This window comes from Gammaproteobacteria bacterium (assembly GCA_029880545.1).
Taxonomy (GTDB): domain Bacteria; phylum Pseudomonadota; class Gammaproteobacteria; order Acidiferrobacterales; family SZUA-150; genus JAOUOD01.
In genome coordinates, this window is the sequence record JAOUOD010000002.1 from 61542 (window position 1) to 75827 (window position 14286).

Here is a 14286-nt window from a genome sequence, read left to right on the forward strand (position 1 = left end):
GCCCCACGGGCGCGACTCCCGGGAGAATCCGGAGTATCCGGATTTACCACCAAAAAACAGCAAGTTAATCCACTTGGCAGACGATGGAAAACTCATTAGAATTTGCTGTTTCCGATTTCAAATGGCGCCTGTTTGGGGCGCCTTTGCTTTTTAGGGATAAAAGACGTCATGACTGAACATGTAATGAATACCTACGGCAGACTCCCGGTCAGCTTCGTCCGCGGCGAAGGCGCATGGCTGTGGGACGAGCAAGGCAACAAGTATCTTGATGCTGTTGGCGGTATTGCCGTGTGCAACCTGGGACACTGTCATCCGGCAGTAACCGCCGCCATCCAGGACCAGGCGGCTACGCTCATGCATACGTCCAACTGGTATGGCATTCCGTTACAGGAACAGCTTGCGGACAGGCTATGCGAACTGTCCGGCATGGAGCGTGCATTCTTTTCCAATTCAGGCGCCGAAGCCAACGAAGCGGCAATCAAAATTGCCCGCCTTTATGGTCATAACAAGGGCATCCTGAACCCGACTATTATTGTGACTGAAGGCAGTTTTCACGGCCGCACCATGGCCACCCTGACTGCCACCGGCAACCGCAAGGTGCAGGCCGGTTTTGAGCCACTGGTAAGTGGTTTCGTTCGTGTTCCGTTTAATGATATTGAAGCCGTATCCCTGGCTGGCACCAATAACCACGACATTGTGGCAATCCTGGTTGAGCCGGTTGAAGGCGAAGGCGGCGTGATCGCACCTGACGAAGATTACCTCAAGAATTTGCGCAAGCTTTGCGATGAAAAAGGCTGGCTGCTGATGCTCGACGAAATTCAGACTGGCATGGGTCGCACCGGTCAGTGGTTTGCCTGCCAGCATGAAGACGTCATACCCGATGTCATGACGCTGGCCAAGGGCCTGGGCAATGGTTTTCCCGTCGGTGCCTGCCTGGCCCGGGGAATTGCCGCCGAAACCCTCAAGCCTGGCAACCACGGTTCTACCTTTGGCGGTAACCCGCTGGCCTGTCGCACGGCGCTGGCCGTCATTGAAACCATGAACAAGGAAAACATTCCGGCCACAGCAGCAGCTACCGGGGCACGGATTGTTGCGCGACTGCAGTCCGGGCTCACCAAGGTTGCCGGCATCAAAACCATACGCCATAAAGGCATGCTGATAGGCATTGAGCTGAATCGTGAATGCGGAGAGCTGATGCAGAAAGCGCTGCAACAGGGTTTGCTCATCAATGTAACAGCAATGAACATCGTCAGGTTGCTGCCGCCACTTAACCTGACCAACGAAGAAGCCGATCAGCTTGCCGATGGCCTGGTCAGCCTGTTGGCCGACTATCTTGCCGCGGCAGCCTGACCGGATATTGCGGGCGAAAAACCATGAACACGCGTCATTTTCTGTCACTAGCCGATATTTCCAGCGATGAATTCCGCGCCATCATTGATCGCGCCATTCACCTGAAGTCGCTGCGTAACCGGGGCATTGCCCATACTCCGCTGCAACATCGCATGCTCGCCCTGGTGTTTGATAAATCCTCCACCAGGACGCGAGTGTCATTTGAAACCGGCATGACCCAGCTTGGTGGCAACAGCATGTTCCTGTCGCCTCGCGACACCCAGCTTGGGCGCGGCGAACCAATTGAAGATACGGCCCGGGTATTATCACGCATGGTCGATGCCATCGTTGTGCGCACCCATGCTCATCATGACATTGAAACCCTGTCCACACACTCGCGTGTGCCGGTAATCAATGCCCTGACAGATGATTACCACCCGTGCCAGCTGCTAGCCGACATGCAGACCTGGGTCGAGCACCGGGGTGACGTGGCTGGCAAGACGGCGGCCTGGATTGGTGACGGCAACAATGTCTGCCACTCCTGGATGAACGCGGCGCGCATGCTCGGGTTCCGGCTGCGCATCGCCACGCCCAAAGGTTACGAACCGTCTGCAACCATGATTGAGCGCTGCAAGGACAGTATTGAGCTGACCAACAACCCGATGGAAGCCGCAGCAGCAGCTGACACGGTGGTCACCGACACCTGGGCCAGTATGGGCCAGGAGCAGGAAAAGGAAGCGCGCGAGCATGCGTTTACCGGTTTCATTGTTGATGAAAAGCTGATGGCTGCAGCCGCCAGTGATGCGATCTTCATGCACTGCCTGCCGGCCTACCGCGGCAGCGAAGTCAGTACCGCCGTGATTGACGGGCCGCAAAGCGTTGTCTGGGATGAGGCAGAAAACCGTTTGCATGCGCAAAAAGCCTTGCTCGAGATGCTGCTGGCACCGGAATCATTCGGGCAGCAATAACTGCCGATGAGACTATTGATCACACCAGGCCCTGCGTCCGGACCAACCGAATGCTATTCTTGCCGAATAACCTGACAACAGTGCATAACGACATTGAGCGAACTTCTCTCTCTTAAGGATATCAAGTGCAGCATAGACGGCCTGACCGTGGTCAATGGCGTCAACATGCAGGTGAACAAAGGCAACCTCGTTTGCCTGCTGGGACCTTCGGGTTGCGGCAAGACTACGGTATTGCGCGCCATTGCCGGGTTTCAGTCGGTCGATGAGGGCGAGATCAGCCTGCATGAACAACTGGTATCCGCCAAAGGATTTATGCAGCCACCTGAAAAGCGCCGGGTCGGTATGGTATTCCAGGACTATGCCCTGTTTCCTCATCTGACGGTTGGCGACAACGTTTCATTCGGCATCCGTCACCTGCCACCTGCCGAGCGCGCTGATACGGTGAACCGGATGCTGGCACTGGTCGGCCTGGATGCAATGAAATCCCGCTACCCTCACGAGCTTTCAGGGGGGCAGCAACAACGCGTCGCACTGGCTCGGGCACTGGCGCCCAAACCTGACCTGATCCTGATGGATGAACCTTTTTCCAACCTGGACGTGGAACTGCGCGAACGCGTGAGCTATGAAGTCCGCGACATACTCAAGCAGCAAGGCGCGACCGCGGTCCTGGTAACACACGACCAGCACGAAGCATTTGCGCTTGGTGACCAGGTCGGAGTCATGAACAATGGTCGCATCCTGCAGTGGGATACGCCTTACAACCTGTACCATGAGCCATGCTGCGCGTTTATTGCCGAATTTATCGGCCAGGGCGTATTTCTGCCCGGTGTACTGACCAGCCCGGACATTATCGAAACCGAGATTGGCCACCACCGGGGTAATCGCTCCTATAACTGGGAAACCGGCAGCAAGGTCGAGCTGTTGTTGAGACCGGACGACATTATCGCCGACCCGGAAAGCGACTTGCGCGCCACCGTCACCAAGAAAGCTTTCAAGGGCGCCGAGATACTGTATACACTGAAACTGAAAAGCGGTGCCGAGATCCTGTCAGTGCTGCCCAGTCACGCGGATCACGGGATTGGTGATGAGCTGGGTATTCGCGTTGAGACCGATCATCTGGTGGCATTCCCGCAACGGCAGCAATAAAACCGGGGTTTACTGTGGGTCGTTCCTGTCGGCCGGTTTTTGGCCTACACTTTTGACCTGGAACTGCACGAATGAGCAAAAAAATACTCCGATTACTGGTAGTGGATGATTACCCGGACGATGCCGATGCATTGGCCCGCAATCTTCGTATTGCACGGTTCATGCTGAAAAGTCATCGCGTAGTGGATGCTCCCGGGCTGCAGGACGCACTGAAAGACAACAAATGGGATGTTGTGGTTTCCGAGTTCAACCTGAAGGCGTTCAATGCCCGGCTGGCACTGGACGTGGTCCGCAACGCCAGCCCGAATACTCCTTTTATTGTCTACACCAAGGGCATCAGCGACGATGAAATGACTGACATCATGAATGCCGGTGCTCGCGACGTTGTCAACAAATCGCGGCCGGCGCGCATTGTTCCGGCCATCGAACGTGAGCTTGCCACTGCCGAGTACGTCAAGGAATATGACCGCGCCATGCAGGCCATGAAACAACTGGAACACAAGCTCGAGGCCATGGCCAACAATCCCAATGACGCAGTCAGTTATGTGCATGACGGGGTGCATATCGATGCCAACCAGAACTATCTTGACCTGTTCGGCTATGAAAACCTGGAAGAACTGGAAATCGTGCCCGCGCTCAACCTGATCGACAAGGATGATCATCACCTATTCAAGGACTATCTCAGGAAAGTATCCAAGGGCATCGAGGTGCGCGAGTCACCCGAATTCAAGGCAACCCGCAAGGATGGCAAGCGGATCGACATTGAAATCTCCGCCGGCAAGGTCACGCATAACAACCACGATTGCATACAAATCAAGGTCAATGACATCAGCAAGCGCAAGATGGCTGAAGACCGGCTGCATTACCTCAGCCAGCATGATCCACTGACCGGCCTGTATAATCGCCATTACTTCGCCAAGCTGCTTGGCGATGTCATCGGCGAAGCACGGGAACAACAAACACATTCCGCCCTGTTGTTTGTCGACCTGTACGACCTAGTCGCCATCAATTCCGAAATGGGCTATACCGCCGGCGACCTGGCACTGGTCAAGATATCCAGCGAATTCAAGGAACTACTTGGCGAAAACGCTATCATTGCACGCATCAGCGGTGATGCCTTCACTATCCTGCTGACCAACCAGGGCGAGGCCGTCGCCAAAAATACCGCTGCCGATATTGAAGCCAGACTGCACAACCTGGTTCTGAATGAACATGGCAAGACACATAGCTGCAGTTGCGTCATCTGCATCAACATGGTCACCTCCGAATCCGGGGATGCCCATGAACTGCTGGATCAGGGCGTTAGACAATGCGAGGAAAAACGCCCCAAACCGGCTGCTGTCGTACAATCAACCGCCCCGGAACCGGTTGCGGTATCAACCGCGGACATAACACCCGACACGGCGCCAGTCGAAGCACCGGTGCCGGCGCCGCAACCCGAAGTCGCGGTCATGTCGGAACTGGGCAAGGATATTGCCCGGGCCCTGATCGATAACCGGTTCCGGTTATTCTACCAGCCCATAATCGATCTCCAGGGCGGGGGCAACGAAAAGTTTGAAGTCTATATCCGCATGATTTCGGCTAACGGAGAGATATTGACGCCGGACAAGTTCCTCGACGAGGCGGAGAAGACCGGGCAAATGCAGGCCATCGATCGCTGGGTAGCCGATGCCGCCATTCGCTCAATGGCCGCATTGCACAACGAAGGGCGTCGCACGAGGTTTTTTATAAACCTGTCGGTACAAGCCTACGAGGACAGCGGCCTGAGCCCCATCATCAAGCAGGCGTTGAATGAGACCCTGGTTGACCCCCAATACGCGGTATTTGAAATTGATGCCCCGGAACTGGCCGAACGATCAACCATCATTCATCAAATGGTCAGCGATATTTGCGAACTGGGTTGCTCGATATCCCTGGATAACAGCCTGCCCGACCTGTCCACCGCGCTAAGCCTGCCGCGACATTCGGTGCGCTTCATCAAGCTGGCGGCGGACACCATCAGCAAAACGATGTCCAATAACGCCAGCAAGGAAACCATGATGTCAATGATGGAGATGGCGCGAAAACTGGATATCGAGGTCATCGCCAAGGGTATAGAAGATGCCGGCAACCTGCCCGATATCTGGAGCTCGGGCATTCAGTATGTCCAGGGGGACTATTTCCAGCCGGCAACCGATGACCTGGATTTTGAATTTGATACCGGTGACGAGGCCGAATTATCATCTGATACCTCATCCTGGTAAACAATAATACCGCGAGCACTTGTCGCACCCATCATCTGATTGTAGGCTCTCGCCAGCCCATCATTTAACCGAGTAATACCTATGTCCGGACAATTCATCTATACCATGCAATCGGTCGGCAAGATCGTTCCGCCCAAGCGGGAAATCCTGCGTGACATTTCCTTGTCGTTTTTCCCGGGCGCCAAGATCGGTGTGCTGGGTCTGAACGGCGCCGGTAAATCGACACTACTGCGCATCATGGCCGGTATTGATACGGATATTGAGGGCGAGGCTCGCCCGGCGCCCGGCATCAAGATTGGCTACCTGCCGCAGGAGCCGCACCTGGATGAAACCAAGGATGTGCGTGGCAATGTCGAGGAAGCCATGGGTCATATCAAGGATGCATTGGCCGAGTTGGACAAGGTCTATGCCGCCTATGCCGAAGCCGATGCTGACTTCGACGCGCTAGCCAAGAAACAAGCCGAACTGGAAGCCATTGTTCACGCATCCGATGGCCATAACCTTGAACGTACACTCGAAATTGCCGCTGACGCGCTGCGACTGCCGCCCTGGGATGCCGATGTCAGCAAGTTGTCCGGCGGTGAAAAACGTCGCGTTGCGCTGTGCAAGTTATTGCTATCCAGCCCGGACATGTTATTGCTGGATGAACCCACCAACCACCTTGATGCAGAATCCGTTGCCTGGCTGGAACGCTTCCTGCAGGAATTCCCGGGCACTGTCGTCGCCATTACCCATGATCGCTATTTCCTCGACAACGTCGCCGGCTGGATTCTTGAACTGGATCGCGGCCACGGCATTCCGTGGGAAGGCAACTATTCTTCCTGGCTGGAACAAAAGGAAAAACGCCTGGAGATGGAAGAGAAACAGGAAAGCGCCCGTCAGCGCGCCATGAAACAGGAACTGGAATGGGTGCGCAGCAACGCCAAGGGCCGCCATGCCAAGAGCAAGGCACGTCTCGCCGCCTACGAGGAAATGGCATCCAAGGAATTCCAGACGCGCAACGAAACCAAGGAAATCTATATTCCTTCGGGTCCGCGCCTGGGCGAACTGGTCGTTGAAGCGACCAACGTCAAGAAAGGCTTTGGCGATCGCCTGCTGATTGATGGCCTCAATTTCAACCTGCCACGTGGCGGCATTGTCGGCATTATCGGTCCTAACGGCGCGGGCAAGACCACGTTGTTCCGCATGATCACCGGCCAGGAACAGCCGGATGACGGCAGCTTCCGCGTTGGCGATACCGTGCAAGTGGCCTACGTCGACCAGAGTCGTGATGCACTGAACAATGACAAGACCGTCTGGGAAGAAATTTCAGATGGCCAGGACCTGGTCCTGTTGGGCAACAAGGAAGTGCAATCACGCGCCTATGTTTCGCATTTCAACTTCAAGGGTTCGGATCAGCAAAAGCGCATCGGCGACCTGTCCGGTGGCGAACGCAATCGCGTACATCTTGCAAAACTGCTGCGCAGTGGTGGCAACCTGTTGCTGCTTGACGAACCGACCAACGATCTTGATGTCGAAACCCTGCGCGCCCTGGAAGAAGCCCTGCTCGACTTCGCCGGCTGCGCCGTGGTGATTTCACATGATCGCTGGTTCCTTGATCGAATCGCCACCCATATCCTGGCCTACGAAGGTGACAGCCAGGTGACCTGGTTTGAAGGCAACTATGCCGACTACGAAGCCGACCGCAAACGTCGTCTTGGTGAAGATGCCGACCAACCGCACCGGATCAAGTACAAGAAGCTGACGCGGGATTAGCACATCTCTCTGCAATAGTTGATGACTGGCTGATGATTCTCAGTTAGCGCAATACCTCACCCAGACACTCGACTGTTTCCATGCATACAGGATGAAGTGAAGGGTTTGCCATGCCCGGCGCATTTAGCTATGCTCACAAGCAAATGTTGGTTTACCGGTACACTCTCGGTATCAATCGGCATACAAGAATAATAAACCCTTGCAGTGAATTCCCCCGATTGGAATTCAGCGACGCGACATAACGCGGGGCGCCTGGATTGTACAGACACCCTCCATCTGTTTGTTGTGCCTGAAAAACATCAAGAAAGGGGAACACCTCATGCGCCTCGTCACTGCCACCCTCAAACTTCTTTTGTTAGTCCCGCTCTTGGGTCTGCTGTCTGCGTGCCCGGACCGTGGTGGCAGTGGTGGTGGCGTCCCGGTACCCGGGACTTATACGGTAGGTGGGGCAGTCAGTGGCCTGGCTTCAGGAAACAGTGTCGTCCTGCAGAACAACGGGGCTGATGATTTAACGGTCACCGCCGATGGTGCATTTACCTTTATCACCGAACTGGCCGGGGGTGGTACCTATAATGTCACGGTCCTGACCCAGCCAAGTGGCCAAACCTGTACCGTGACCAACGGCAGTGGCACCGTGGCCGATGCCCATGTGACGACAGTTGCCGTGGATTGCGTGACCAACACCTATACGGTGGGTGGTACGATCTCCGGACTGGCTGCCGGCAATTCGGTCGTGTTGCAAAATAATGGCGGTGACTACCTGACGGTGAACGCTAATGGCGGCTTTATCTTTGCCACCAGCCTAGTTGATGGTGATGCCTACAATGTTACCGTATTAACTCAACCCACCTCACCCAATCAGATGTGCTCTATCGCCAACGGGACCGGCACCATCAGTGGCGGCAATGTCACTAACATTGCCGTGGATTGCGTGACCAACACCTACACCGTCGGCGGCACCGTATCAGGCTTGGCAGCGGGTAATAGTGTCGGCATTCAGAATGTGGGCTCCAGCTCCATGCTGGTTTCGGCCAACGGCAGTTTTACCTTGCCGACTGCCGTTTCTGACGGCAGCAGCTATAACGTCACCATCTCCATTCAGCCTTCCTCGCCCAACCAGACCTGTACAGTAACTAACGGTAACGGCACCGTCAGTGGTGCTAATGTCAGCAACATTGCCGTGGATTGCGTGACCAACACCTATACGGTGGGTGGTACGATCTCCGGACTGGCTGCCGGCAATTCGGTCGTGTTGCAAAATAATGGCGGTGACTACCTGACGGTGAACGCTAATGGCGGCTTTATCTTTGCCACCAGCCTAGTTGATGGTGATGCCTACAATGTTACCGTATTAACTCAACCCACCTCACCCAATCAGATGTGCTCTATCGCCAACGGGACCGGCACCATCAGTGGCGGCAATGTCACTAACATTGCCGTGGATTGCGTGACCAACACCTACACCGTCGGCGGCACCGTATCAGGCTTGGCAGCGGGTAATAGTGTCGGCATTCAGAATGTGGGCTCCAGCTCCATGCTGGTTTCGGCCAACGGCAGTTTTACCTTGCCGACTGCCGTTTCTGACGGCAGCAGCTATAACGTCACCATCTCCATTCAGCCTTCCTCGCCCAACCAGACCTGTACAGTAACTAACGGTAACGGCACCGTCAGTGGTGCTAATGTCAGCAACATTGCCGTGGATTGCGTGACCAACACCTATACGGTGGGTGGCTCCCTCTGGGGCCTGTATAGCGGTGTGCCAACAGATATTACCTTGCAGCTGAACGGTGCCAATGACTTTACCTTGACGGCAAACGGCCTGTTTACCTTCCCCACCGCCCTGCCTGATGGCAGCAGTTACACGGTGACAGTCTCGGCACAACCGACAGCACCGAACCAGACCTGTACCGTGGTCAATGGCAGTGGTGTTATTTCAGGGTCGAACATTGTTAACGTGGAAATAGGCTGTGTCACCAACACCTATACCATTGGCGGTACGATCTCGGGATTGGCGGCAGGCACGACCGGCCTGACCATTGTCAATGGCATGGAATCCATGACCTTGACCACCAATGGCAGCTTTACCTTCCCAACACCGGTATATGATTTAACCCAGTACGTGGTCGGGTTTAGGACTGCACCCACCAATCCCAATCAGACCTGCTCGTTTGCCAACAATACCGGCACAGTCAACGGTGCCGATGTCACCGATATCACCATTACCTGCACGACCGATACCTACACCATTGGCGGAAGCACTCGAGGCCTGAAAGTACCAAGCATCACAGGCGCGATTATCCAAAACAACGGGGGTGATGACCTGACACTTACTGCAAATGGTGTATTCACCTTCTCCACACCTGTTCCGGATGGCGACACTTACAACATTACTGTAATTAGCCATCCAACCGGTCCAAACCAAATTTGCACCGTGAACAATGGTACCGGCGCCGTTTCGGGCGCCAACATACTGGATATTGACGTACACTGTGTTCCCGAGAAGTATACGGTGGGTGGTACACTGACCGGTCTTCCAGCCGGGGCAACAATTACCCTGCAAAATAATGGCGGAGACTACCTCACGTTGTCGGGTGACGGTGCCTTTACCTTCCCTACTCCAAACGACGATGGCACGACTTATGACGCTACCATACGCACACAACCGACGACGCCGGACTACGAGTGCTCGGTAACCAACGGAACCGGTACAATTTCCGGTACCGATGTCACCAGTATTGTTGTTGATTGCGTGAATATCAGGCTCCACCTGGCCGGAATCTTCCTCAATCCGATGATGGGCGTACGCAGCACCGTGCGGATTGCCCATGGCGATCTTGATAATGATGGCGACGATGACCTGGTTGTTGGAAACGTCGGACAGAGTAACGAAGTGTTCCTTAATGATGGTACTGGCAATTTTGTCAGCAACCAGACTTTAAGCAGCATCAACACGGAGTCGATGACGCTTGGCGATATCGATGGTGACGGTGATCTGGACCTGGTAGAAGGAATGTACGCAGAAGGCAACAAGGTATGGATAAACAACGGTTTCGGCGTATTTACCGCCACCCCGCAGTCGCTTGGAACATATTACACTCAGTCCATTGCCATGGGAGACATAGATGGTGATGGTGATCTTGATCTTGTCGAAGGCGTCTACGGCCGATTTGACGGAACAAGTTATGTTGAGCGCGAAAATCACCTATACCTGAATGACGGTTCAGGCAATTTCACCGAGTCCGCCCAGCTACTGGGTAACAGCAACACCTGGTCGGTTGCCCTGGCCGATATTGATGGTGATGGCGATCTCGACATTGCAGAAGGCAACGGCTACGGCTACCAGCCTGACGTAATTTACCTGAACGACGGGTCCGGAAACTTTACTGATAGCGGTCAGACGCTAACGGGATACGATTCACAAGTGGTCGCATTTGGCGATCTCGATGGTGATGGTGACATGGATCTCGTGGTAGCACAAAAGCGGGGAGGAACCGGAAGCCCCAACCTGGTTTACTTAAATGATGGCTCAGGCAACTTTACCGACAGCCTGCAAGCACTGGGTTCTTTCTACACAATCAGCATCACACTGGGGGATATCGACAACGACGGAGACCTCGATATTGTGACGGGCAATCTCAATCAGCCCAACCAGGTCTACGTAAACAACGGGTTGGGTATCTTTACAGACAGCAGCCAACCGCTTGGAAATAACAATTCCACATCGGTGAGCCTGGTCGATATCGATGGTGATCGCGACCTGGATCTGCTTGTCGGCAATAATCTGAATGCCATCAACCATACCTATATCAATAACGGCAGCGGAGTGTTCACCGACGCTACACAGGAGATGGATGCGGATTACACGATGTCCATCGCACTGGGTGACCTGGACAACGACGGCGACCTGGATATGGTTGCGGGAAATACCAGTGGTGGAACCAAGTACTACCTGAACGATGGCAACGGTAACTTCTGGACCACGGGTGGCGTAATCTCTTCTCTTAATACCTGGTCTGTCGCGCTGGGCGATGTTAACGGCGACGGTCTTCTGGATATGGTGCAGGGTAACAATGGCCAGACTAACCGCGTATATTTCAATACCGGCCTCCCGGTCGACAGCGGTCAGTCCCTGGGATCCTTCAATACGATTGCCGTGGCACTTGGCGACCTGGACGGCGACGGCGATCTGGACCTGGTATCCGGTAATAACGGGCAACCCAACAAGATCTATGTCAACAATGGATTCGGTGTATTCACCGACAGCGGTCAGAACCTGAGACTATCAACCACCTACTCAGTTTATTTGGGTGACATTGACGGCGATGGCGACCTGGATCTGGTCACAGGCAACTTTAACCAGGCCAACGCGGTTTACCTGAACGATGGTGCAGGCGTATTCACTGACAGCGGTCAAAACCTTGGACTCGATAAAACAGGAGCGGTTTCCCTGGCGGACATTGACGCAGATGGTGATCTCGATCTGATTGCCGGCAACTATGGGCAATCAGATCGCATCTACATTAACGATGGCACCGGAACCTTCGTTGATAGCGGCCAGGTATTTCCTTCCTACCTTACGTCCTCGATCAAGCTGGCCGATGTGGACAATGATGGCGACCCTGACCTGGTTACGGGCAACGACGGCCAGGGCAACCGAGTATACCTGAATGATGGTACCGGTATCTTCACCGACAGCGCCCAGGCCCTCGGAACAGCGTCGACCCGATCAATAGATATCGGCGACATTGACGGTGATGGCGATCTGGATATTGTGACCGGTGAAAATGGAGGTAACCATATTTACCTCAACCTCACAAACTGATTCCCAGGTAACGGTTGATCAGCAACAAGGCGGGCCCTGCCCGCCTTTTTTGCCTGCCATCCCGCCAAACCGCGAAGTCTATGGTCTATTCAGAGACTTTCCCACCAGATTGCGAACCTGTTTCAATTTGCGCTGATCCTGCGTTGGCGCGAATCCTAAAGCGCTTAATTCGTGGGGACATGACCGGAAATTAAGGTACCAACAACCCCCTTCTGTCGATATCATTGCCACCCTATGCGCACAAGACACTACGGACCCCCGCCCAAAGACCGGGATGACTGGCAGACCATTCGGACGCTGCTGCCCTATGTCTGGTCGTTCCGCGGCCGGGTACTGATTGCACTGTTGCTCCTGATGACAGCAAAAACCGCCACCGTCGGTATTCCGCTGTTACTCAAGGACATTGTCGATATTCTCGACAAGCCCCAGGCGATGCTGGCTATCCCGATCGTACTGTTACTCGGCTACGGTGGCCTGCGCCTGGCCAGCTCGGTGTTTGCCGAGTTGCGCGACGTTGTCTTTGCCAAGGTCACGCAAAGCTCGATCCGCCGGGTGACCATTCGTGTCTTTGAACACCTGCACAAGCTGTCCTTGCGCTATCACCTGGAACGCCAGACCGGCGGCATGTCGCGTGACCTTGAGCGTGGCGCGGCCGGTATCCGTTTCCTGTTGAACTTCATGATTTTCAACATCCTGCCGACCCTGTTCGAAATCGGCCTGGTATCGGCGATTCTGCTGGCCAAGTACGACATCAGCTTCACGCTGAGCATACTTGGCACGCTGGTGGTGTATATCCTGTTCACCCTGCTCATTACCGAGTGGCGCATGGTATTCCGGCGCAACATGAACGAACTGGACTCGCGCGCCAATACCACTGCCATCGACAGCCTGATCAACTACGAAACCGTCAAGTATTTCAATAACGAACACTACGAGGCGGATCGCTACAACGAACACATGAAAAAATGGCAGGATGCCGCCATACGCAACCAGACATCATTGTCGGTATTGAACGGCGGCCAGAACGGTATTATTGCCGTTGGTGTCACTATCCTGATGACCCTGGCGGCCAAGGGTGTCGTTGATGGCGAGATGACCATTGGCGACCTGGTGCTGGTCAACGCGTTCCTGCTGCAGCTTTACCAGCCACTGCATTTTCTCGGCTTTGTTTATCGCGAAATCCGTCACTCGCTTGCGGATATGGAGCGCATGTTCGGCATCCTGGAAACCACGCCGGAAATCGAGGACAAGACCGATGCGCATGATTTAAAAGTAAGCCAGGGTCATATTCGCTTTGACCATGTTGACTTCGGTTATGACGACAATCGCCAGGTATTGTTTGATGTCAGTTTTGAGATTCCCGCCGGTCACAAGGTCGCGGTTGTTGGCGCCAGCGGTGCCGGCAAATCGACACTGTCGCGACTGCTGTTCCGGTTTTACGATGTCACCAACGGCCGCATAACCATTGATGGCCAGGATGTGCGTGATGTCAGCCAGCTAAGCCTGCGCGGTAACATTGGCATCGTGCCGCAGGATACGGTGCTGTTTAATGATTCGATTCATTACAATATTGCCTACGGCCGCCCTGATGCCAGCGATGAAGAAATTATTGGCGCTGCCAAGCGTGCACATATCCATACATTCATCGAAAGCCTGCCGGATGGTTATGATACGGTTGTCGGTGAACGCGGCCTGAAATTATCCGGTGGTGAAAAACAGCGCGTTGCCATTGCCCGCACCATCCTGAAGAACCCGCCCATACTGGTATTCGATGAAGCCACGTCGGCACTGGATTCACGCACCGAAAAAGCCATCCAGGCGGAACTCGTTGATATTGCCACCAATCACACTACCCTGGTGGTGGCGCATCGGCTGTCGACCATCATGGACGCCGATCAGATCCTGGTACTGGATCACGGCCGCATCATTGAACAAGGCACACACGCCGAACTGATTGCGAAAAACGCAACGTATGCGCAAATGTGGGCCGCACAACAGCATGACACCGAGCGCTAGACAGGTT

General features: G+C 54.6%; 7 protein-coding genes. All 7 read left to right on the plus strand.

Translation table 11 applies throughout. From position 1 onward, the window contains the following. Window positions 1-168: 168 nt before the first annotated feature. The 7 genes from OEZ10_02330 to OEZ10_02360 all read left to right on the plus strand — a co-directional run bounded on the left by OEZ10_02330 (window position 169) and on the right by OEZ10_02360 (window position 14279). Window positions 169-1350: an aspartate aminotransferase family protein gene (locus OEZ10_02330; GenBank protein ID MDH5631812.1), complete on the plus strand. Its 1182-nt coding sequence runs from the start codon at window positions 169-171 to the stop codon at window positions 1348-1350. 23 nt (window positions 1351-1373) lie between these two features. Then, window positions 1374-2297, plus strand: a complete 924-nt coding sequence (argF, locus tag OEZ10_02335) for an ornithine carbamoyltransferase (protein MDH5631813.1) — start codon at window positions 1374-1376, stop codon at window positions 2295-2297. A 93-nt stretch (window positions 2298-2390) separates the two neighbouring features. Continuing rightward, a complete protein-coding gene (locus OEZ10_02340; protein MDH5631814.1) occupies window positions 2391-3443 on the plus strand; it encodes an ABC transporter ATP-binding protein in 1053 nt (350 codons plus the stop codon). Window positions 3444-3514: 71 nt separating this feature from the next. Further along, complete coding sequence (locus OEZ10_02345; GenBank protein MDH5631815.1) at window positions 3515-5686, plus strand: EAL domain-containing protein; 2172 nt, start codon at window positions 3515-3517, stop codon at window positions 5684-5686. Between the two features lie 81 nt (window positions 5687-5767). Beyond that, window positions 5768-7441: an energy-dependent translational throttle protein EttA gene (gene ettA, locus OEZ10_02350; GenBank protein MDH5631816.1), complete on the plus strand. Its 1674-nt coding sequence runs from the start codon at window positions 5768-5770 to the stop codon at window positions 7439-7441. A 319-nt stretch (window positions 7442-7760) separates the two neighbouring features. Next, the gene (locus OEZ10_02355) at window positions 7761-12263 is read left to right on the plus strand and encodes a VCBS repeat-containing protein (protein ID MDH5631817.1); all 4503 of its coding nucleotides are present in this window, start codon (window positions 7761-7763) and stop codon (window positions 12261-12263) included. 234 nt (window positions 12264-12497) lie between these two features. Further along, window positions 12498-14279 carry an ABC transporter ATP-binding protein/permease gene (locus OEZ10_02360; protein ID MDH5631818.1) on the plus strand — a complete coding sequence of 594 codons (1782 nt, stop codon included), beginning with the start codon at window positions 12498-12500 and terminating at the stop codon, window positions 14277-14279. The last annotated feature ends 7 nt before the right edge of the window (window positions 14280-14286 follow it).